16 protein-coding genes are annotated in these 23346 nt (G+C 57.8%); 10 read left to right on the top strand and 6 right to left on the bottom strand.

The window, feature by feature from the left end; translation table 11 throughout:
* Positions 1–9 precede the first annotated feature (9 nt).
* Together macA and macB are read left to right on the top strand one after the other, a co-directional pair.
* Complete coding sequence (macA, locus tag RTN40_RS14290) at positions 10–1125, top strand: macrolide transporter subunit MacA (RefSeq protein ID WP_312229038.1); 1116 nt, start codon at positions 10–12, stop codon at positions 1123–1125.
* The gene (gene macB / locus RTN40_RS14295) at positions 1122–3065 is read left to right on the top strand and encodes a macrolide ABC transporter ATP-binding protein/permease MacB (RefSeq protein WP_312229039.1); all 1944 of its coding nucleotides are present in this window, start codon (positions 1122–1124) and stop codon (positions 3063–3065) included. Before macA ends, macB begins: the two co-directional genes overlap by 4 nt.
* A gap of 71 nt (positions 3066–3136) precedes the next feature.
* On the opposite strand, the gene cspD is transcribed toward macB, so the two are convergent.
* Complete coding sequence (gene cspD / locus RTN40_RS14300) at positions 3137–3370, bottom strand: cold shock-like protein CspD (RefSeq protein ID WP_312229040.1); 234 nt, start codon at positions 3368–3370, stop codon at positions 3137–3139.
* A gap of 329 nt (positions 3371–3699) precedes the next feature.
* On the opposite strand from cspD, the gene clpS reads away from it, so the two are divergent.
* Complete coding sequence (gene clpS, locus RTN40_RS14305) at positions 3700–4020, top strand: ATP-dependent Clp protease adapter ClpS (RefSeq protein WP_312210375.1); 321 nt, start codon at positions 3700–3702, stop codon at positions 4018–4020.
* 28 nt (positions 4021–4048) lie between these two features.
* Positions 4049–6325 (top strand): ATP-dependent Clp protease ATP-binding subunit ClpA, encoded by a 2277-nt coding sequence (gene clpA, locus RTN40_RS14310; RefSeq protein ID WP_312229041.1) that lies wholly within the window; start codon positions 4049–4051, stop codon positions 6323–6325.
* A gap of 90 nt (positions 6326–6415) precedes the next feature.
* On the opposite strand, the gene infA is transcribed toward clpA, so the two are convergent.
* The 5 genes from infA to trxB all read right to left on the bottom strand — a co-directional run bounded on the left by infA (position 6416) and on the right by trxB (position 12263).
* Entirely contained in the window at positions 6416–6634 is a 219-nt protein-coding gene (gene infA / locus RTN40_RS14315) for a translation initiation factor IF-1 (RefSeq protein ID WP_001040187.1), read from the bottom strand.
* A 284-nt stretch (positions 6635–6918) separates the two neighbouring features.
* Positions 6919–7623 carry a leucyl/phenylalanyl-tRNA--protein transferase gene (aat, locus tag RTN40_RS14320; RefSeq protein ID WP_312229042.1) on the bottom strand — a complete coding sequence of 235 codons (705 nt, stop codon included), beginning with the start codon at positions 7621–7623 and terminating at the stop codon, positions 6919–6921.
* A 69-nt stretch (positions 7624–7692) separates the two neighbouring features.
* Positions 7693–9414, bottom strand: a complete 1722-nt coding sequence (gene cydC / locus RTN40_RS14325) for a heme ABC transporter ATP-binding protein/permease CydC (protein WP_312229043.1) — start codon at positions 9412–9414, stop codon at positions 7693–7695.
* The gene (gene cydD / locus RTN40_RS14330; RefSeq protein WP_312229044.1) at positions 9415–11181 is read right to left on the bottom strand and encodes a heme ABC transporter permease/ATP-binding protein CydD; all 1767 of its coding nucleotides are present in this window, start codon (positions 11179–11181) and stop codon (positions 9415–9417) included.
* Between the two features lie 113 nt (positions 11182–11294).
* Positions 11295–12263, bottom strand: a complete 969-nt coding sequence (gene trxB / locus RTN40_RS14335) for a thioredoxin-disulfide reductase (RefSeq protein ID WP_312229045.1) — start codon at positions 12261–12263, stop codon at positions 11295–11297.
* 559 nt (positions 12264–12822) lie between these two features.
* On the opposite strand from trxB, the gene lrp reads away from it, so the two are divergent.
* From lrp to dmsA, 6 genes are all read left to right on the top strand, one after another.
* Positions 12823–13317 carry a leucine-responsive transcriptional regulator Lrp gene (gene lrp / locus RTN40_RS14340; RefSeq protein ID WP_000228469.1) on the top strand — a complete coding sequence of 165 codons (495 nt, stop codon included), beginning with the start codon at positions 12823–12825 and terminating at the stop codon, positions 13315–13317.
* A gap of 120 nt (positions 13318–13437) precedes the next feature.
* Positions 13438–17202 (top strand): DNA translocase FtsK 4TM domain-containing protein, encoded by a 3765-nt coding sequence (locus RTN40_RS14345; RefSeq protein ID WP_312229046.1) that lies wholly within the window; start codon positions 13438–13440, stop codon positions 17200–17202.
* 140 nt (positions 17203–17342) lie between these two features.
* Positions 17343–17954: an outer membrane lipoprotein chaperone LolA gene (lolA, locus tag RTN40_RS14350; protein ID WP_312229047.1), complete on the top strand. Its 612-nt coding sequence runs from the start codon at positions 17343–17345 to the stop codon at positions 17952–17954.
* Positions 17955–17962: 8 nt separating this feature from the next.
* Positions 17963–19306 carry a replication-associated recombination protein A gene (locus tag RTN40_RS14355; protein ID WP_312229048.1) on the top strand — a complete coding sequence of 448 codons (1344 nt, stop codon included), beginning with the start codon at positions 17963–17965 and terminating at the stop codon, positions 19304–19306.
* 91 nt (positions 19307–19397) lie between these two features.
* Entirely contained in the window at positions 19398–20690 is a 1293-nt protein-coding gene (serS, locus tag RTN40_RS14360) for a serine--tRNA ligase (RefSeq protein ID WP_268108521.1), read from the top strand.
* A gap of 210 nt (positions 20691–20900) precedes the next feature.
* The gene (gene dmsA / locus RTN40_RS14365) at positions 20901–23339 is read left to right on the top strand and encodes a dimethylsulfoxide reductase subunit A (protein WP_312229049.1); all 2439 of its coding nucleotides are present in this window, start codon (positions 20901–20903) and stop codon (positions 23337–23339) included.
* Positions 23340–23346: the final 7 nt, after the last annotated feature.

The raw sequence follows: 23346 nt of genomic DNA on the forward strand, positions 1-23346 counted from the left end.
GGAATTTTTATGAATCTTAAGGGAAAACGCAGGAAGATTTACGTCGCGCTGGCGCTGCTCCTGCTGGTTATCGCCGTCTGGGGATGGCGGCAGCTCAATGCGCCGATCGCGCAGTACCAGACGCTGATCGTGCGTCCAGGGGAGCTTCAGCAGAGCGTGCTGGCAACGGGTAAGCTGGACGCCTTACGCAAGGTTGATGTGGGTGCCCAGGTGAGCGGGCAGCTAAAAACCCTCTCCGTCAACATTGGCGACAAGGTGAAAAAGGATCAGCTGCTGGGGGTGATCGACCCCGAGCAGGCGCAAAACCAGATCCGGGAAGTAGAGGCGACCCTGATGGAGCTGCGCGCCCAGCGACGCCAGGCAGAGGCGGAGAAGAAGCTTGCTGCGGTAACGCTCTCTCGTCAGCAGCAGCTGGCGAAGACCCAGGCGGTATCGCGCCAGGATCTCGACAGCGCCGCCACCGAGCTGGCGGTGAAGGAGGCCCAGACTGGCACCATCGAGGCGCAGATCAAGCGTAACCAGGCCACCCTCGACACGGCAAAAACCAACCTCGACTACACGCGCATTATCGCCCCGATGGCGGGGGAAGTGACGCAGATTACCACCCTGCAAGGCCAGACGGTGATCGCCGCCCAGCAGGCGCCTAATATTCTGACCCTGGCGGATATGAGCACCATGCTGGTTAAGGCTCAGGTCTCCGAGGCGGACGTTATTCACCTAAAGCCGGGGCAGAAGGCGTGGTTTACCGTGCTGGGGGATCCGCTGACGCGCTACGAAGGGGTGCTGAAAGACATCCTGCCAACGCCGGAGAAGGTCAACGATGCCATCTTCTACTATGCGCGTTTTGAGGTGCCGAACCCGCAGGGGGTGCTGCGTCTGGAGATGACTGCGCAGGTGCATATCCAGCTCTCGACGGTGAAAAACGTGCTGACTATTCCCCTGGCGGCGCTGGGTGAGCCTATTGGCGATAACCGTTACAAGGTCACGCTGCTGCGCAACGGCGAAACCCGTGAACGGGAAGTGACTCTCGGAGCGCGCAACGACACTGACGTTGAGGTGGTGAAAGGCCTGGAGGAGGGCGATGAGGTCGTCATCGGTCAGGACAGCGCCGGAGCCACGCCATGACGGCGCTGCTTGAGCTGCGGGATATTCGCCGCAGCTACCCCTCTGGCGATGGTATGGTTGAGGTGCTGAAAGGCATCACTCTGGATATCGCCGCCGGAGAGATGGTTGCCATTGTCGGCGCGTCCGGCTCCGGTAAATCGACCCTGATGAATATTCTCGGCTGCCTGGATAAACCCACCGGCGGCCACTACCGCGTGGCGGGGGTAGACGTCGCCACGCTGGACGGGGATGCGCTGGCCCGCCTGCGCCGGGAGCATTTCGGCTTTATCTTCCAGCGCTACCATCTGCTCTCCCATCTGACGGCGGCGCAGAACGTGGAAGTGCCTGCGGTCTACGCTGGTACAGAACGCAAAGCACGCCTGGCCCGCGCCCATGAGCTGCTGCAACGCCTTGGGCTGGCAGAGCGGGAGAGCTATCAGCCCTCTCAGCTCTCAGGTGGTCAGCAGCAGCGGGTCAGTATCGCCAGGGCGCTGATGAACGGTGGTCAGGTGATCCTTGCCGATGAACCCACCGGGGCGCTGGATAGCCATTCCGGGGAGGAGGTGATGGCGATCCTCCATCAGCTGCGCGACGCGGGCCATACGGTGATCATCGTTACCCACGATCCGCAGGTGGCGGCGCAGGCCGAGCGGATCATAGAGATCCGCGACGGCGAGATCATCCGCAACCCGCCGCCGGCCCCGACGTCGGGAGCCATTCGGCAGCAGCCCAGCGTACAGCCGGATAACGGCTGGCGGCAGTTCAGCAGCGGCTTTCGCGAGGCGCTGACCATGGCGTGGCGGGCGATGGCGGCTAATAAGATGCGTACCCTGCTGACCATGCTGGGGATTATTATCGGCATCGCCTCGGTGGTATCGATTGTGGTGGTGGGCGATGCTGCCAAGCAGCTGGTGCTGGCGGATATCCGCTCTATCGGGACGAACACCATTGATGTCTATCCGGGAAAAGATTTCGGTGATGACGATCCGCAGTACCAGCAGGCACTGAAGTATGACGATCTGATCGCCATTCAGAAACAACCCTGGGTTCGCTCGGCAACCCCGGCGGTATCGCAAAACCTGCGCCTGCGTTACGGTGGTATCGACGTTGCCGCCAGCGCGAACGGTGTCAGCGGGCAGTATTTCAACGTCTACGGCATGACCTTCAGCGAGGGGACGACCTTTAATGACCAGCAGCTCACTGGCCGTGCGCAGGTGGTCGTGCTGGACGAAAATACCCGGCGTCAGCTCTTCCCCAATAAGGCCAGGGTAGTGGGTGAGATTGTGCTGGTGGGGAATATGCCGGCAACGGTCATCGGCGTGGCGAAAGAGAAGCAGAGCATGTTCGGCAGCAGCAAGATCCTGCGCGTCTGGCTGCCCTATACCACCATGTCAGGGCGCATTATGGGCCAGTCGTGGCTCAACTCCATCACCGTGCGGGTGAACGAGGGCTACAGCAGCGAGCAGGCCGAGCTGCAGTTAACCCGGCTGCTTACCTTGCGCCATGGTAAAAAAGATTTCTTCGCCTGGAATATGGATGGGATCTTGAAAACGGCGGAAAAGACCACACGTACTTTACAGCTGTTCCTGACGCTGGTGGCGGTAATCTCGCTGCTGGTGGGCGGTATTGGCGTAATGAACATTATGCTGGTCTCGGTCACCGAGCGCACCCGGGAGATTGGCATCCGCATGGCGGTCGGGGCGCGCAAAAGCGACGTGCTGTCACAGTTTTTGATCGAGGCGGTGCTGGTTTGCCTGGTGGGGGGCGCGCTGGGCGTCTGTCTGTCGATGCTGATTGCTTTTACGCTTCAGCTCTTTTTACCCGGCTGGGAGATCGGTTTCTCCCCGGTAGCGCTGGTAACGGCCTTCGTCTGCTCAACCTTTACCGGGGTGCTGTTTGGCTGGCTGCCAGCGCGCAACGCTGCCGGACTCGATCCGGTCGAGGCACTGGCGCGGGAGTAGGAGCAATAAAAATGCCAGCATACGGGCTGGCATTTTAGGAGCGGGATGTACACAATTAAAGCTAAGCGGCGTCAGGCAACAGCGTCGACGATCGCCACTGCTTCAACGGGCACGATGACGCTGGCATGATTGCCTTTCGGCCCCTGATGTACATCAAAATGGACGGTTTGCCCGGCCTTGAGCGTTCTGTAACCATCCATCTGGATGGTAGAATAGTGAGCGAAAATATCTTCGCCGCCGCCTTCAGGGCAGATAAAACCGAACCCTTTAGCGTTGTTGAACCATTTAACAGTACCCGTTTCCATGCTTCGACATCCTTCGTTAATCTTCTTTGAGTAAGATGGAATGAACCGGTGGCAGAGTCTGGGTTTGTTCAAAACCTCGCCAACTCTCGCCTGTACAATTTAGATAAATCGGGGTTAGCGTCAAGCGTTTGGCAGCGTCCAACAGGATGATTCACTCGAAAATTTGAAGCAGTTAACGCTATTGCCTGGGTTTGTGACAGCCCTCGCGAATGGCAATGATAGATGTTAGTTATCTGAATCCTGATGTAGATTCAAAATGCATCTAGACTCAAGTCAACGACAGGGTGCACTCTGTCGGAAATGGCAACCTTAGATGAAAGCGAAGAACGATGGGTAAGTCTAATAATTGGCTGGATTTTGACCAATTGGCGGCAGATAAGCTGCGCGACGCGCTAAAACCGCCCGCTATGTATAAAGTTATGTTAATGAACGATGACTACACGCCGATGGAATTTGTTATTGACGTGCTACAAAAGTTCTTTTCTTATGATGTAGAACGCGCTACGCAATTGATGCTCACGGTTCACTATCACGGGAAAGCCATCTGCGGCATTTTCACTGCTGAAGTAGCAGAGACCAAGGTGGAGATGGTGAACAAGTATGCCCGGGAGAACGAACATCCGTTGTTGTGTACGCAGGAACTCGCCTGATTAAGGCAAACTATTGAGGGGGTGCCCAATGCTCAACCAGGAACTGGAACTCAGTTTAAACATGGCTTTCGCCAGAGCGCGCGAGCACCGACATGAGTTTATGACCGTCGAGCACTTGTTGCTAGCTCTGCTCAGCAACCCATCGGCTCGCGAGGCGCTTGAAGCGTGCTCCGTTGATCTGGTGGCGCTGCGTCAGGAACTCGAAGCCTTCATCGAACAAACCACACCCGTGCTGCCCGTCAGCGAAGACGAGCGCGATACGCAACCGACGCTCAGCTTCCAGCGCGTATTGCAGCGTGCGGTATTCCACGTTCAGTCCTCCGGCCGTAGCGAAGTGACCGGCGCGAACGTACTGGTCGCTATCTTCAGCGAGCAGGAGTCTCAGGCTGCCTATCTGCTGCGTAAGCATGAGGTGAGCCGTCTCGACGTGGTGAACTTTATCTCCCACGGCACGCGGAAAGACGAACCGAATCAGGCTTCCGATCCCGGCAGCCAGGCAAATCACGAAGAGCAGGCAGGCGGGGAGGAACGTATGGAAAACTTCACCACCAATCTCAATCAGCTTGCTCGTGTCGGCGGTATCGATCCGCTGATCGGCCGTGACAGAGAGCTTGAGCGAGCTATCCAGGTACTCTGTCGTCGTCGTAAAAATAACCCGCTGCTGGTGGGCGAGTCCGGCGTCGGTAAAACGGCGATTGCGGAAGGTCTGGCCTGGCGTATCGTGCAGGGTGACGTGCCGGAAGTGATGGCCGACTGCACTATCTACTCGCTGGATATTGGCTCGCTGCTGGCGGGTACCAAATACCGCGGTGATTTTGAAAAACGTTTCAAGGCGCTGCTGAAGCAGCTTGAACAGGACAGCAACAGCATCCTGTTTATCGATGAGATCCATACCATTATCGGGGCGGGTGCCGCCTCGGGTGGTCAGGTCGATGCTGCCAACCTGATCAAACCGCTGCTCTCCAGCGGCAAGATCCGCGTAATGGGCTCTACAACCTATCAAGAGTTCAGCAACATCTTTGAGAAAGACCGTGCGCTGGCGCGTCGCTTCCAGAAAATTGATATCACCGAACCGTCTGTCGAAGAGACGGTGCAGATTATCAACGGGCTGAAACCGAAGTACGAGGCGCACCACGACGTACGTTACACCGCAAAAGCGGTACGTGCTGCGGTAGAGCTGGCGGTGAAATACATCAATGACCGTCATCTGCCGGATAAGGCTATCGACGTCATTGACGAGGCCGGAGCGCGTGCGCGTTTGATGCCGGTTAGCAAGCGTAAAAAAACCATCAACGTGGCGGATATCGAAACGGTGGTGGCCCGCATCGCCCGTATTCCTGAGAAGAGTGTCTCTCAGAGCGACCGCGATACGCTGAAGAGCCTTGGCGAACGCCTGAAAATGCTGGTCTTTGGGCAGGATAAAGCCATTGAGGCCTTAACCGAAGCCATTAAGATGAGCCGCGCGGGTCTCGGACAGGATCATAAGCCCGTAGGCTCGTTCCTGTTTGCCGGGCCGACCGGGGTCGGTAAAACCGAGGTCACGGTTCAGCTTTCAAAAGCGCTCGGCATTGAGCTGCTGCGTTTTGATATGTCCGAGTATATGGAGCGTCACACCGTGAGCCGCCTGATTGGTGCGCCTCCGGGATACGTTGGTTTCGATCAGGGCGGGCTGTTAACGGACGCAGTGATCAAACATCCGCACGCGGTACTGCTGCTTGACGAGATCGAGAAGGCGCACCCGGATGTCTTTAACCTGCTGCTGCAGGTGATGGATAACGGTACCCTGACCGATAACAACGGGCGCAAAGCGGACTTCCGTAACGTGGTGCTGGTGATGACCACCAACGCCGGGGTACGTGAAACCGAACGTAAATCCATTGGTCTTATCCACCAGGATAACAGCACCGATGCGATGGAAGAGATCAAAAAGATCTTTACGCCGGAGTTCCGTAACCGTCTCGACAACATTATCTGGTTCGATCACCTCTCTACCGAGGTTATTCATCAGGTGGTGGATAAGTTCATCGTCGAGCTTCAGGTACAGCTGGATCAGAAGGGCGTTTCGCTGGAGGTCAGTCAGGAAGCACGCGACTGGCTGGCAGAGAAGGGCTACGATCGCGCGATGGGCGCACGTCCAATGGCGCGTGTGATCCAGGACAACCTGAAAAAACCGCTGGCCAACGAGCTGCTGTTTGGAACGCTGGTGGACGGTGGTCAGGTGACGGTCGAGCTGGACGCAGAGAAAAACGAGCTGACCTACGGCTTCCAGGGTGCGCAGAAGCACAAGCCGGAAGCGGCGCATTAATCTCTCACTAACGCCAATAAAAAAGGCCGGGATAATTCCCGGCCTTTTACTATTCATAATCTGTGCAATTACCGCACAGCAGCGATGCGATTAGCGACTACGGAAGACAATGCGGCCTTTGCTCAGGTCGTACGGGGTCAGCTCAACAGTCACTTTGTCGCCCGTCAGAATGCGGATATAGTTTTTACGCATTTTACCGGAGATATGCGCAGTTACCACGTGACCGTTTTCCAGTTCTACGCGAAACATGGTATTAGGTAACGTTTCAAGAACGGTACCCTGCATTTCAATATTGTCTTCTTTGGCCATCTAGTCCTCGGGGTATCACTACCAAAATTTTTGAACCGGCAAGATAATGCCGAAGTTCGTCTGTTAAGTAAAGATTTGTGCTGATAAAACGCAGCAAAGTAACCTTGGCGTATTACCCTCGCACCAGCGAAGCGGCGCAAAAAAGCGCAAACCTAAAGGGGAGCGATAAGATAAACGATGGGCGTTACCTGATTCGAGCTATTCCCAAGCGGCGGCGGGGCAACAGGCAGAAGCTACTCTGCGCCGCTATTATAGCACTCTGGAAGAAAATATGCCGAAAACATTCATAGGGCTGGCGTAAATAAGGTGCGCGGCAGCCAGCAGCGGGGAGACAACGACCGATGACGCAGGCGATCGAGATGCTGCAGGTATTCGCGGCGCGGTATTTCATCCACGCCCAGCGAGGCGGTATGCTCGTTCAATACCTGGCAATCGATCAGCTCGCCTCCCTGGCGTAAAAATTCGGCGCAAAATACCAGCAGAGCGGTCTTGGAGGCGTTAACCCGACGGCTGAACATCGATTCGCCGCAGAACAGCGCGCCCTGGGCGACGCCGTACATTCCCCCGACCAGTTCATCGCCTTCCCAGACCTCAATGGAGTGGGCATGGCCCAGCTCGTGCAGGCGATGATAGGCCAGCACCACGGCGGGCGTTATCCAGGTTCCTTCATTCCGGTCGGTCGCGCAGCCTGTAATCACCTGGTCAAAATCGTGGTTCAGCGTCACGCGATAGGGCGAACGTTTATGGAAACGCTGCATGCTGCGGCTAATGTGAAAGCGGTCAGGCCACAGCACCGCCCGTGGATCGGGGGACCACCAGAGGATCGGATCGCCAGCGGAAAACCAGGGAAAGATGCCTTGCTGATAGGCCATCAGCAGGCGAGCCGGACTGAGATCGCCACCCAGCGCCAGCAGTCCATTGGGTTCACGTAGCGCCCCTTCCGGGGAGGGAAAAGCAAGAGAGTGATGTGATAGCTGAACCAGGCGCATGGCGACAACGCTCCGCAACGCAACAATGATTGATCCATAGAACCAGGCACCCCGTGCCTGGTCAGTCGTCTACAGCCGTTGCTTAAACTGGTAATAACGCCCCTGTTTGGCCAGTAACGCTGTGTGATTACCTTGCTCAATTATTTGACCATTGTCCATCACAATAATGCGATCGAAGCGCGATAATCCGCGCAGGCGGTGGGTGACCATCAGCACGGTTTTTTCCCGGGTAACGCGCTCAAGTAAATCAAGAATTTGGCTTTCGGTAGTGGCGTCTAATCCCTCGGTAGGCTCGTCCAGCAGCATCAGCGGGGCATCATGCAGCAGCGCTCGCGCTACCGCCAGCCGCCGCAGCTCGCCGCCAGAGAGTTGACGGCCACCTTCGCCGAGCCAGCTGTTCAGACCGCTCTCATCAAGCAGCTTCTCCAGTCCCACCTGAGCCAGCACCGCCGCCAGGGTGTCATCCGTCGCCGTCGGTGAAGCCAGCCGCAGGTTATCGCGCAGGGTCGCGCTAAACAGATGCACCCGCTGGGGCACCACGCTGATGGACGCCCGCAGAGCCGGCTCGCTCAGAGAGGCAAGCGGCTGGTTATTAATGGCGATCTCGCCCGCAACAGGATCCCAGGCGCGGGTCAGCAGCTGCAGAAGCGTGGATTTACCGCAGCCGGTGCGGCCCAGAATAGCAACGTGCTCTCCGGCATCAATTTGTAACGATAGGCCGTCCAGCGCCCTCTGCGGCTGCTGGGGATAGCTAAAGCTGACGTTATCCAGGGTCAGCGCTGCCTGCGCGGGGGGTGGCATCTGGCTGTCGCTAAAGTGCACCTCGGGCGGACATTCGGTGATCTGGGTGATCCGCACAGCCGAGGCGATGACCTGGCCCAGATGCTGAAAAGCCCCCGTTACCGGTGCCAGCGCCTCAAAGGCGGCCAGCGCACAGAAGACAAACAGGGCGATCAACGCCCCAGGCTGGGTATCGCCCCCAACGCCGCCTGCCGCCAGCCACAGCATGGCGAGCACGGCAACCGCGTTGATCAGCAGCATCACCGCCTGCGACAGCGCGGTAAGCTCTGACTGTCGGCGCTGGGCGTCGTGCCAGCTTAGCTCGGTATTCTCCATCTGCGCACGATAGCGCTCGCTGGCACCGAAAATCGTCAGCTCCGCCTGGCCCTGCAGCCAGCTGGTAACCTGCTGACGGTACTCGCCGCGCAGGGTAGTCAGCTTCTCACCGGTGGGCTTACCGGCGCGATAGAACAGGGGAGGGAGCAGCAGCAGCGTTAGCAGCATAATGCCGCCGAGGGTCAGAGCCAGGGTGACATCGAGAATACTCAGGCCGATGGTCACCACCACAATAGTAACCAGCGCCCCGACCAGCGGGGAGATTACCCGCAGGTAGAGATGATCCAGGGTATCCACGTCCGCCACGATGCGGTTGAGCAACTCGCCCTGGCGAAAGCGCGCCAGTCCGGCGGGGGAGAGAGGTAACAGCTTGCTGAAGGTCGAGACGCGCAGATGCTGAAGCACCCGGAAGGTGGCGTCGTGGCTGACCAGCCGTTCAAAGTAGCGTCCTGCAGTACGGGTAATCGCCGCCCCGCGCACGCCAGCAGCGGGCAGCATGTAGTTAAAGCTATACAGCCCGCTCACGCCCACCACCGCCGAGGCGGAGAGGAACCAGCCCGAAAGGGTGATCAGTCCGATGCTTGCCAGCAGGGTGATGATTGCCAGCACGACGCCGAGCGCCAGCAGCCAGAAATGACGCTTGTAGAGCGCAAGAAACGGGATAAGTGCGCGCATTTAAATCTCCTCCTGACGGTGGGCGAGCAGGGCGGCAAAGGCCCCGCTGGCGGCGGAAAGCTCGGCAAAAGTACCCTGTTCGACGATCGAACCATTCTGCATCACCCAGACGGCGTCCCAGTCGGCAAGCCCTTCCAGCTGGTGGGTGACCATCAGCGTCGTCTGACGCTGGGAAGCGACGTTTAACGCCTGCATCACGCGCTGTTCACTGTGGGCATCCAGGCTGGCGGCAGGCTCATCCAGCAGCAGCAGCTGGCAAGGGTTGAGCAGGGCGCGCGCCACCGCCACGCGCTGGGCCTGACCGACGGAAAGCCGGGCGGCCTGGTCGCCAACCGGGGTGTCGATTCCCTGCGGCAGCAGCGGCAGAAATTCACTCACCCAGGCGCTCTCCAGCGCGGCGTTCAGCTCCGCTTCGCTGGCATCAGGGCGCGCCAGCAGCACGTTTTCGCGCAGCGTAGCCGCCGGAAGCTGCGGGTTTTGCCCCACCCAGCTCAGGCGTTGTCGCCAGGCCTCCGGGTTGAGATCGCGCAGCTCCGTACCGTTAATCTGTAACGAACCCCGATAAGAGAGGAAGCCCGAGAGGGTATTGATCAGCGAACTCTTACCCGAGCCGCTTTGACCCACCAGCACCACACGCTGTCCGGCGGCAAGGGTAAAGTTGAGCGGACCGGCCAGCACTGCGCCTTCTGGAGCGGTGATCCACAGGTCGCGAGCGCAGAGGCTAATCCCGTCGCTATCATCGGGCAGCGCTTCCCCCCCCTCGGGGTGGGCAAGCGGCGTTTCGAGGAACGTTTTCAAGCTATCTGCCGCGCCGATGGCCTGCGCCTTCGCATGGTAAAAGGTGCCTAAGTCACGCAGCGGCTGGAAAAACTCAGGGGCAAGGATCAGCGCCAGGAAACCGGCGAACAGCGTTACCCCGGTGCCGTAGTGGCCGAAGTTCAGCTCGCCAAGGTAGGAGAAGCCAAAGTAGACCGCTACCAGCGCAATGGAGAGCGAGGTGAAAAATTCCAGCACGCCGGAGGAGAGGAAAGCGAGGCGCAGCACCTCCATGGTGCGGCTGCGAAAATCTTCCGAGGCCTTGCGAATATTGTCGGTCTCTGCCGCGCCGCGGCCAAAAATACGCAGCGTCTCCATCCCCCGCAGGCGATCGAGAAAGTGGCCGCTCAGACGGGCCAGCGCCTTGAAGTTGCGACGGTTAGCGTCAGCAGCACCCATGCCTACCATTGCCATAAACGTGGGGATCAGCGGGGCCGTCGCCAGCAGGATCAATGCGGCAACCCAGTTAAAGGGGAAGATAACAATCACGATCAGCAGCGGCACGCTCACTGCCAGCGCCATTTGCGGCAGGTAGCGGGCGTAGTAATCATGCATATCGTCAATCTGCTCAAGGATCAGCGTAGCCCAGCTGCCTGCGGGCCGGCCCTGAATCCATGCCGGTCCCGCCTGCTGCAGGCGATCGAGCACCTGACGACGAATTTCATACCGGATGTGCAGGCCCGCATGAAAGCCAACCCGCTCGCGCAGCCAGACCACCCAGGCGCGCAGCACAAATACCAGCACCAGCTGGATAAACGGCAGCAGCAGCGCCTCGCGCGGGATATTTTCCATGATCAGGTGATTGAGAATACGCGCCAGCAGCCAGGCCTGGGCGACAATCAGCAAACCGCTAGCCAGGCCGAGCAGGCGTGACACCAGCAGCCAACGGCGGGAGAAAATACTTTGCTGTTTTAACCAGCGGGTTAATTCTTGTTGACGGGTTTTATTCATTGCGCGCTTAGCAGGTGGTTTGTCAGATTTTTGAGCTGCGCAATGTTACAACGGGACAAAAATAAAGGCGACTTATAGTCGCCTTTTTTACCTTTGTTACTGACTTGTAAAGATTATTTAGAAAGTTCAGCCAGTCCGTCGAGGTAGCGCTCTGCATCGAGCGCGGCCATGCAGCCGGTGCCCGCAGAGGTGATCGCCTGACGGTAGATGTGGTCCATGACGTCCCCAGCGGCAAAGACACCCGGAATGCTGGTCTGGGTAGCATTGCCGTGGATGCCGGACTGTACTTTGATGTAGCCGTTCTCCAGCTCCAGCTGACCATCAAAAATCGCCGTGTTCGGGCTGTGGCCGATAGCCACGAACAGGCCCGCGACCTCTAATGACTCGACGTTGTCGGCATTCTGCGTATCACGCAGGCGCAGGCCGCTCACGCCCATCTGGTCGCCGGTCACCTCTTCCAGCGTGCGGTGGGTGTGCAGCACGATGTTGCCGCTGGCGACTTTGTCCATCAGGCGCTTGATGAGGATCTTCTCCGCGCGGAAGGTATCGCGACGGTGGATCAGGTGCACCTCAGAGGCAATGTTCGCCAGATAAAGCGCTTCCTCAACTGCGGTGTTACCGCCGCCGATGACCGCAACTTTTTGGTTACGGTAGAAGAAGCCGTCGCAGGTTGCACAGGCGGAGACGCCGCGGCCTTTAAACGCCTCTTCTGACGGCAGGCCAAGGTAACGGGCAGACGCACCGGTTGCTACGATCAGCGCATCGCAGGTGTACTCACCGCTGTCGCCGGTCAGGCGGAACGGACGGTTCTGCAGATCGACCTTGTTGATATGGTCAAACAGGATTTCGGTCTCAAACTTCGCCGCGTGCTCGTGCATACGCTCCATCAGCACCGGACCTGTCAGATCGTGCGGATCGCCCGGCCAGTTTTCCACTTCAGTGGTGGTAGTAAGCTGACCGCCTTTCTCCATACCGGTCACCAGTACCGGCTGGAGGTTAGCGCGTGCGGCATAGACTGCGGCGGTATAGCCAGCAGGTCCAGAACCAAGAATAAGCAGCTTAGTATGTTTAGCTGTGCCCATGAGATCCCCATAGTTGGTGGCAGACAATGGGCTGGATTGTAGGGAATTTACGGCGGTAAAAAAAGGGTATGGCAGTTTTGTTAACGATATGTGCAATAGGCAGGGCCAATAATCTACAGCCTTTCATTAACTGCGGCCATAACTAATTCTACTGAAATTGGTAGTTTTATAAGAAGATTACATGAGTTTTAGGCAGGGTCGATGATGAATATCTGGCATGTTGTACTAAAAAAAGATGTTTTACTTTGACAATCCGCTGCGCATTTGCGAAAACATTCGAGGAAGACAAGAGCAGCGTTTCGCGCGTGGGATAAAATCACGCATAAAGATGCCCTTAACCAGGCCAGTAACCAAACCAGTGACATCGTACGGGGCGTGGACAGACACTCCGGGCAATATCACCGGCTGCGCCTGGCAACCGTCTTCTTAATGCAGGCCCCCAATATACTCCGCGCAAATAACGATAATGCGGAACGTATGGCGACGGGCAAAGACTCTGAACAGTGAAGTGCACAGGGTCAAGACAGGAGTAGGGAAGGAATACAGAGAGACAATAATAATGGTAGATAGCAAAAAGCGTCCTGGCAAAGATCTCGACCGCATCGATCGTAACATTCTGAATGAATTGCAGAAGGATGGGCGCATCTCTAACGTCGAGCTTTCAAAGCGAGTGGGACTTTCTCCGACGCCGTGCCTTGAGCGTGTGCGCCGGCTGGAAAGACAGGGTTTCATCCAGGGCTATACGGCGCTGCTGAACCCGCATTATCTGGATGCATCACTTCTGGTATTTGTTGAGATTACTCTGAATCGCGGCGCGCCGGATGTGTTTGAGCAATTTAACGCCGCAGTACAAAAACTTGAAGAGATTCAAGAGTGTCATCTGGTTTCCGGTGATTTCGACTACCTGTTGAAAACCCGCGTGCCAGATATGTCGGCCTACCGCAAACTGCTGGGTGAAACCCTGCTGCGTCTGCCGGGCGTTAACGACACACGTACCTATGTGGTGATGGAAGAGGTCAAACAGAGTAATCGTCTGGTTATTAAAACCCGCTAACACGGAACAGGTGCAAAATCGACGCAGTTTGATTACACTCCTGGTAATCCATACAGCAGCAGTGTCGGGGCAACCTGACACTGTTCTCCGTTTTAGCAACAAGGACCTGGAGAGCCTTTCTTGAGCCAGGAATATACTGAAGACAAAGAAGTCACATTAAGCAAGTTAAGCAGCGGACGCCGGCTCCTTGAGGCGTTACTGATACTTGTCGCCCTTTTTGCAGTCTGGCTGATGGTCGCGCTGCTCAGCTTCAACCCTTCCGATCCCAGCTGGTCACAAACCGCATGGCATGAGCCTATCCATAATCTGGGTGGCGCGCCGGGCGCGTGGCTTGCCGATACGCTATTTTTCATCTTTGGCGTGATGGCCTACACCATCCCGGTGATGATCGTCGGCGGCTGCTGGTTTGCCTGGCGGCACCGCACCAACGATGACTATATTGATTACTTCGCCGTCTCGCTGCGTCTGATTGGCGTGCTGGCCCTGATCCTCACCTCCTGTGGCCTTGCGGCCATCAACGCCGATGATATCTGGTACTTTGCCTCCGGCGGGGTGATCGGCAGCCTGCTCAGCACCACCATGATGCCGCTGCTGCACAGTAGCGGCGGCACAATCGCGCTGCTCTGCGTCTGGGCTGCCGGTCTGACGCTGTTTACGGGCTGGTCCTGGGTCAGCATCGCCGAGAAAATAGGTAGCGTGCTGCTCAACATTCTTACCTTCGCCAGCAACCGTACCCGTCGGGATGATACCTGGGTCGATGACGAAGAGTACGAAGACGAAGAGGAGTACGATGACGAGCCAGCCGCACAACGGCGCGAGTCTCGCCGTACCCGCATCATGCGTGGGGTACTGGCCCGCCGTAAGCGCGTGGCAGAGAAGTTTGCCAACCCGCTGGGCCGTAAAACCGATGAAGCGCTCTTCTCAGGCCGACGGATGGACGACGAGGAAGAGGTGCAGTACAGCGCCCGTGGCGTAGCCGCCGATCCTAATGACGTGCTTTTCTCAGGCCATCGCGCTACTCAGGGGGAGCAGTATGACGAGTACGATCCGCTCCTGAGCGGCCCGAGCGTAGCTGAACCGCTTGCCGCCGCCGCGCTGGCAACCGCTGATGCCCAGGCGTACGTTGCGCCATCGCAGCCGGTTATGCCGACGCCGCCGATGACCCAAACGGCCCCGATCCCGGCCGCTGCTACTCTCTCTGAGCCTGCGCCTGAAGCCCAGTGGCAGCCTGCCGCTCCTGAGCCGCAACAGCACTATGTTCCACCGATGCAGGCGCAGAATCCACCCGAGATGCACGTCGCCAGCGTTGCGCCGCAGCCGGAATCTGTCTGGTCACCAGAGCCAGCCTGGCAGCAGGAGCCGGTTGCCACCGCTGCGCCAGCCGCCATGCCGGAGCCTGAAGTACCTGGGCCTGAACCCGAGCCGGAGGAAGAGGTTAAGCATACCCGTCCGCCGCTCTACTATTTTGAAGAGGTTGAGGAGCGACGCGCCCGCGAACGCGAGCAGCTTGCTGCCTGGTATCAGCCAGTGCCAGAACCCGCTGCGCCAGAGCCATTTGCTCCTGCCCCTGCACCAGCCGCGCCTGCGATGACGCCGCCGCCGGTAGCAGAGCCGACCTTTGCCCCAGCCGTACCGGATGTTAAACAGGCTGCGGCAGCGGTCACGACGGCTGCTGCGTCCGCTACCGCTGCCCCTGCGTTCGGCCTGGCCGACGGTGGTGCGCCGCGTCCGCAGGTCAAAGAGGGCATTGGCCCACAGCTACCGCGTCCGAACCGGGTTCGCGTGCCGACCCGCCGAGAGCTGGCTTCCTACGGGATCAAGCTGCCTTCGCAGCGTATCGCCGAAGAACGTGCCGCTCGTGAAGCCGAGCGTCAGCAGCCTGAGCCTTTTAGCGATGATGAAGCTGATACGCTGCATCAGGACGAACTGGCCCGCCAGTTTGCCGCCTCCCAGCAGTCGCGCTATGGTGAAGAGTATCAGCACGGGGAGCAAGGCGACACGTGGCAAGATGATGAAGATGATGCAGCCGAAGCGGAGCTGGCCCGTCAGTTTGCCGCTTCCCAGCAGCAGCGCTATTCAACAGAGCAGCCGCCGTCGGCAAATCCGTTCTCGCTGGCTGACTTTGAATTTTCCCCAATGAAAACGCTGGTGGACGACGGCCCAAGCGAGCCGCTCTTTACGCTGCCGCCGGAAGAGCCTGCCCAGCCGTCGGCTCCTGTGTCGCCACCGCAGCAGCAGTATCAGCAGCCTGTCGCACCTGCGCCAGTACAGCCACAGCAGCAGTATCAGCCTGTGCATCAGCCTGCCGCCGCGCCCGTAACGCCGCAGCCCGCTGCGCAGGAGAGTCTGATCCATCCGCTGCTGATGCGTAACGGCGACAGCCGCCCAACGCAGCGGCCGACTACGCCGCTGCCGTCGCTGGATCTGCTGACCCAGCCGCCGTCAGAGGTGGAGCCGGTAGATACTTTTGCCCTGGAGCAGATGGCGCGCCTGGTTGAGGCTCGCCTGAACGACTTCCGCATCAAAGCCGATGTGGTGAACTACTCGCCGGGTCCGGTGATCACCCGCTTCGAGCTGAACCTGGCTCCGGGCGTAAAAGCGGCGCGTATCTCTAACCTCTCCCGCGATCTGGCCCGTTCTCTGTCGACGGTGGCCGTCCGCGTGGTGGAAGTGATCCCAGGCAAGCCTTACGTGGGCCTGGAATTGCCGAACAAAAAGCGCCAGACCGTCTATCTGCGTGAGGTGCTGGACTGCGCGAAGTTCCGCGAAAGCCCGTCGCCGCTGACCGTGGTGCTGGGGAAAGATATCGCGGGCGACCCCATTATTGCCGACCTGGCTAAAATGCCGCACCTGCTGGTAGCGGGTACCACCGGCTCGGGTAAATCGGTAGGGGTCAACGCCATGATCCTTAGCATGCTCTATAAAGCACGACCGGAAGACGTGAGATTCATCATGATCGACCCGAAAATGCTTGAGCTGTCGGTCTATGAAGGCATTCCGCACCTGTTGACCGAGGTCGTTACCGACATGAAGGACGCTGCTAACGCCCTGCGCTGGAGCGTCAACGAGATGGAGCGTCGCTACAAACTGATGTCCGCTCTCGGGGTGCGTAACCTTGCGGGCTACAACGAGAAGATTGCCGAAGCCGCACGCATGGGCCGTCCAATCCCCGATCCGTACTGGAAGCCGGGCGACAGCATGGACGCCACCCATCCGGTACTGGAGAAGCTGCCGTATATCGTGGTGCTGGTAGACGAATTTGCTGACCTGATGATGACGGTAGGTAAGAAGGTCGAAGAGCTTATTGCCCGTCTGGCACAGAAGGCGCGCGCGGCCGGTATCCACCTGGTGCTCGCTACCCAGCGTCCGTCGGTGGATGTGATCACCGGTCTGATCAAGGCCAACATTCCGACGCGTATCGCCTTTACCGTATCGAGCAAAATTGACTCCCGTACCATCCTTGATCAGGGCGGTGCCGAGTCGCTGCTGGGCATGGGGGATATGCTCTACTCCGGGCCTAACTCCTCCTCGGCACCGGTGCGCGTACACGGTGCGTTTGTTCGTGACGAAGAGGTTCATGCCGTGGTGCAGGACTGGAAAGCGCGCGGCCGTCCGCAGTATGTCGAAGGCATCACCTCTGACAGTGAAAGCGAAGGCGGCGGCGGCGGACTGGACTCCGGTGAAGAGCTGGATCCGCTGTTCGACCAGGCGGTCAACTTTGTTACCGAAAAGCGCAAGGCCTCGATCTCCGGGGTTCAGCGTCAGTTCCGCATTGGTTACAACCGCGCTGCGCGTATCATCGAGCAGATGGAGGCCCAGGGCATCGTCAGCGAGGCGGGCCATAACGGCAACCGTGAGGTGCTTGCTCCGCCGCCGTTTGAGTAGCGCCTCTGAGTGCAAATTTGGGTAAATTCGTCAAAAATCAGCTTTTTCCTCTTTCACTCTTTGCCGATTTAGCCTGCAATGAGTGTCAGAGGTTCTCCCGGATCGGGAGCGACGTAGCAGACGTAGCAAAAGGACTAATAATGAAAAAAATCGCAATGACCTGTGCATTACTCTCTTCACTGGTAGCGAGCAGCGTCTGGGCTGATGCCGCCAGCGATCTGAAAAGCCGCCTCGATAAAGTCGGCAGCTTCCACGCCAGCTTCACGCAAAAAGTAACCGATGGCAGCGGCGCGGCGGTGCAGGAAGGTCAGGGGGATTTATGGGTCAAGCGCCCGAACCTGTTTAACTGGCACATGACGCAGCCGGACGAAAGCATTCTGGTCTCCGACGGCAAAACCCTGTGGTTCTATAACCCGTTCGTTGAGCAGGCGACGGCCACCAATCTCAGCTCTGCTACCAGCAATACGCCGTTCATGCTGATTGCCCGTAACCAGACCAGCGACTGGCAGCAGTACAATATTAAGCAAACCGGTAACGACTTCGTGCTCACGCCGAAAAGCAAAAATGGTAACCTGAAACAGTTCACCATTAACGTGAGCCAGAACGGTACTATTAACCAGTTCAGCGCCGTTGAGCAGGACGATCAGCGCAGCACTTACCAGCTGCAGTCTCAGCAGAATGGCGCTGTGGATCCCTCTAAATTTACCTTTACCCCGCCGCAGGGCGTAACGGTGGACGACCAACGCAAGTAGAGGCCTGAGTGAGCAATCTGTCGCTCGATTTTTCAGACAACGCGTTTCAACCTCTGGCCGCCCGTATGCGGCCAGAAAACTTAGCGCAGTATATCGGCCAGCAGCATCTGCTGGCACCGGGTAAGCCGCTGCCCCGGGCTATTGAAGCCGGGCAGCTGCACTCGATGATCCTCTGGGGGCCGCCTGGTACCGGTAAGACAACCCTTGCCGAAGTGATTGCCCACTATGCTAACGCCGACGTTGAGCGTATCTCCGCGGTGACTTCTGGCGTTAAAGAGATCCGAGAGGCCATTGAGCGCGCCCGCCAGCGTCGCAACGCCGGTCGCCGTACCATTCTTTTTGTGGACGAGGTCCACCGCTTCAATAAGAGCCAGCAGGATGCTTTCCTGCCGCATATTGAAGACGGCACCATCACCTTTATCGGGGCCACGACCGAAAACCCTTCGTTTGAGCTTAACTCGGCACTGCTCTCCCGCGCCCGCGTCTACCTGCTGAAATCCCTCTCCGTTGAGGATATCGAACAGGTGCTGGATCAGGCTATTAGCGATAAAGAGCGTGGCTACGGCGGGCAGAATATCGTCCTGCCGGATGAGACCCGGCTGGCGATTGCCCAACTGGTCAACGGTGACGCCCGACGCGCCCTGAATACGCTGGAGATGATGGCCGACATGGCCGAGGCTGACGAAAGCGGCAAGCGGGTGCTCAAGCCTGAGCTGTTGACCGAAATTGCCGGGGAACGCAGTGCGCGTTTCGATAACAAAGGCGATCGCTTCTACGATCTCATCTCGGCCCTGCACAAATCGGTACGCGGCAGCGCGCCGGATGCGGCGCTCTACTGGTATGCCCGCATTATTACCGCCGGGGGCGACCCGCTCTACGTCGCGCGTCGCTGCCTGGCCATCGCCTCTGAAGATGTCGGCAACGCCGATCCCCGTGCGATGCAGGTTGCGCTCTCGGCATGGGACTGCTTTACCCGCGTCGGACCGGCAGAAGGGGAGCGCGCTATCGCCCAGGCGATTGTCTACCTTGCCTGCGCGCCAAAAAGCAACGCCGTCTACACCGCCTTTAAAGCGGCGATGGCCGATGCCCGCGACAAGCCGGACTATGACGTACCCGATCACCTACGAAACGCGCCAACTAAACTGATGAAGGAGATGGGCTACGGCCAGCAGTATCGCTATGCCCACGACGAGCCTAACGCCTATGCCGCAGGCGAAGACTACTTCCCGCCCGAAATAGCACAAACGCGCTATTATCACCCCACCAGCAGAGGTCTTGAGGGCAAGATTGGCGAAAAGCTCGCCTGGCTGGCCGATCAGGACAATAAAAGCCCCACAAAACGCTATCGCTAATTGAGGCGTTGCGGTAAGGTTACCTGTGAATTCTTGTGGCTGCGTCTGCGGCCACTCCCTCTAATATCAATTCGATAAGCACAGGATAAGCATGCTCGATCCCAATCTGCTGCGTACCGAGCCAGACGCAGTCGCAGAAAAACTGGCACGCCGGGGCTTTAAGCTGGATGTAGATAAACTGCGCGCTCTTGAAGAGCGTCGTAAAGTTTTGCAGGTCAACACGGAAAACCTGCAGGCGGAGCGTAACTCGCGATCGAAATCCATTGGCCAGGCGAAAGCGCGTGGGGAAGACATTGAGCCGTTACGTCTGGAAGTGAACAAGCTGGGCGAAGAGCTGGATGCCGCCAAAGCCGAGCTTGAGACGCTGCTGGCGGAGATCCGTGACATCGCGCTGACCCTGCCGAACCTGCCGGATGACTGTGTGCCGCTGGGTAAAGACGACAGCGAAAACGTGGAAGTTAGCCGCTGGGGTGAGCCACGTAAGTTTGATTTTGAAGTCCGCGATCACGTTACGCTGGGCGAGATGGCTAAAGGCCTCGACTTCGCTGCTGCGGTTAAGCTGACCGGCTCCCGATTTGTTGTGATGCAGGGGCAGATTGCCCGCCTGCACCGCGCCCTGAGCCAGTTTATGATCGATCTGCACACCGAACAGCACGGCTACATTGAAAACTACGTCCCGTACCTGGTCAACCAGGACACGCTGTACGGTACCGGTCAGCTACCTAAATTTGGTGGCGATCTGTTCCATACCCGTCCTCTGGACGAAGAGGCAGAGAGCAGCAACTATTCTCTTATCCCGACTGCGGAAGTACCGCTGACCAACCTGGTGCGTGACGAGATCCTCGAGGAAGAGGCGCTGCCGCTGAAGATGACGGCCCATACGCCGTGCTTCCGCTCAGAAGCAGGCTCCTACGGTCGTGACACGCGTGGCCTGATCCGTATGCACCAGTTTGATAAAGTTGAGATGGTGCAGATCGTGCGTCCGGAAGACTCCATGGATGCGCTGGAAGAGATGACCGGCCACGCTGAGAAGGTGTTGCAGCTGTTAGGCCTGCCGTACCGTAAAGTGCTGCTGTGCAGCGGCGATATGGGCTTTGGCGCACGCAAAACTTACGATCTGGAAGTGTGGCTGCCGGCGCAGGATACCTACCGTGAAATCTCTTCCTGCTCTAACATGTGGGATTTCCAGGCGCGCCGCATGCAGGCTCGCTGCCGCAGCAAAGCAGACAAGAAAACCCGTCTGGTGCACACCCTTAACGGCTCTGGTCTGGCGGTAGGGCGTACTCTGGTCGCCGTGCTGGAAAACTATCAGCAGGCCGATGGCCGCATCGAGATCCCGGCCGTGCTGCGTCCGTATATGAAGGGTCTGGAGTACATTGGCTAAGCTAAGCCACCCTCACTCTTAAAAAAGCGCCTACGGGCGCTTTTTTTATGCCTGTTTGATATCAAACAACAATTCTTACTCCCTTAGGGGTAATACTGCCTTCGTATGAAAGCCAGAGCGTGCTACTGGCTTTAACCAAATTCGGTATATAAAAAACTACATAACGGCAGTTTGCTTTTTATTTTCCTACAGGCAGCAAAGTGAGCCCCTATGAAAAAGAAGATCTCCGATGCACTACTGACAGCAGAGGTGAGCCGACGCAGTTTAGTCAAGACGACGGCAATAGGCGGGCTGGCTCTTGCCAGCTCAACCTTTACCGCGCCATTCACTCGCATAGCTAACGCCGCAGAAAGCCTCAGCCCGGGCAGTGAAAAAATTATCTGGAGCGCCTGCACCGTTAACTGCGGCAGTCGATGCCCGCTGCGTATGCACGTGGTAGACGGCGTGATCAAATACGTCGAGACCGATAATACAGGTGACGACAACTATGAGGGGTTACATCAGGTTCGCGCCTGCCTGCGTGGCCGCTCAATGCGCCGTCGCGTCTATAACCCGGATCGTCTGAAATATCCTATGAAGCGTGTCGGCCTGCGCGGCGAGGGCAAGTTCGAACGTATCAGCTGGGACGAAGCCTTCAACATCGTTGCCGATAATATGAAACGTCTTATTAAAGATTACGGCAATGAATCAATCTACCTGAACTACGGCACCGGCACGCTCGGCGGTACCATGACACGTTCGTGGCCGCCGGGAAAAACCCTGATTGCGCGCCTGATGAACTGCTGTGGCGGCTACCTGAATCATTACGGAGACTACTCCTCGGCGCAAATTGCGGCAGGCCTGAACTACACCTATGGCGGCTGGGCCGATGGTAACAGCCCGTCAGATATCGAAAACAGCAAGCTGGTGGTGCTGTTTGGCAATAACCCAGGCGAAACGCGGATGAGCGGCGGCGGGGTCACCTATTACCTTGAGCAGGCCCGCGAGAAGTCAAACGCCAGAATGATCATCATCGATCCGCGCTATACCGATACGGGCGCAGGACGTGAGGATGAGTGGATCCCCATCAAGCCGGGTACGGATGCTGCGCTGGTCAACGCCCTGGCATGGGTATTGATTACTGAAAATCTGGTCGATCAGGCGTTTCTCGATCGCTACTGCATTGGCTACGATGAAAAAACCCTTCCCGCCAGTGCGCCAGAAAATGGCCATTATAAAGCCTATATTCTCGGTCAGGGCAGAGATGGGATCGCTAAAACGCCCGCGTGGGCAGCGCCGATCACCGGGATTCCCGCCGATCGCATCATCAAGCTGGCGCGTGAAATTGGCAGCGCTAAACCGGCCTATATCAGCCAGGGCTGGGGACCGCAGCGCCGCGCTAATGGTGAGGTGACTACCCGGGCTATCTCTATGCTGGCCATTCTCACTGGCAACGTAGGCATTCATGGGGGTAACAGCGGTGCGCGCGAAGGATCCTATGAGATCCCCTTTGAACGTATGCCGACGCTGGAAAATCCGGTCGCCACCAGCATCTCTATGTTTATGTGGACGGATGCCATAGAGCGCGGCCCGGAGATGACTGCCCTGCGCGACGGCGTACGTGGCAAGGATAAGCTCGATGTCCCTATCAAAATGATCTGGAACTATGCGGGTAACTGCCTGGTAAACCAGCACTCAGATATCAATCGCACCCATCAGATCCTACAGGATGATAAAAAGTGCGAGATGATCGTTGTTATCGACTGCCATATGACCTCCTCGGCAAAATATGCCGATATTTTGCTCCCGGACTGCACCGCCTCGGAGCAGATGGACTTCGCGCTGGATGCCTCCAGCGGCAACATGTCCTACGTCATCTTCACCGAACAGGCCGTCAAACCGCGTTTTGAGTGCAAGACAATTTATGAAATGACCACCCAGTTGGCTAAACGGATGGGCGTTGAGCAGCAGTTTACCGAGGGGCGTACCCAGGAGGGGTGGCTGCGTTACCTCTATGAAGCGTCGCGAAAAGCCATCCCCGAGCTGCCATCCTTTGAGGCGTTTCGCCAGCAGGGGATCTTTAAAAAGCGCGACCCTGAAGGGCATCACGTCGCCTACAAGGCGTTCCGGGAAGATCCGCAGGCTAATCCGCTCTCTACTCCCTCCGGTAAGATTGAGATCTATTCTGAGTCATTAGCAGAGATTGCGGCGACATGGGATCTGCCAGACGGAGACGTTATCGATCCGTTGCCCATCTTCACCCCAGGCTTTGAAAGCTATGACGATCCTTTAATAGAAAAATATCCGCTCCAGCTCACCGGCTTTCACTATAAATCTCGCGTTCACTCGACCTACGGCAACGTAGACGTGCTGAAGGCTGTCTGCCGCCAGGAGATGTGGATCAACCCGATCGATGCGCAAAAACGACAAATCAGCAACGGGGACAAGGTGCGTATCTTTAACGGCCGCGGTGAAGTGCATATCGAGGCGAAGGTGACACCGCGCATGATGCCTGGCGTCGTTGCGTTAGGTGAGGGGGCCTGGTACGACCCGGATGGCAAAGGCGTGGATCGGGGCGGATGCATTAACGTGTTGACCACCCAGCGTCCCTCTCCGCTTGCGAAGGGAAATCCCTCCCATACCAACCTCGTTCAGGTGGAAAAGGTTTAAGGAGTAA

Source organism: Pseudescherichia sp. (genome assembly GCF_031987975.1).
Taxonomy (GTDB): Bacteria; Pseudomonadota; Gammaproteobacteria; order Enterobacterales; family Enterobacteriaceae; genus Pseudescherichia.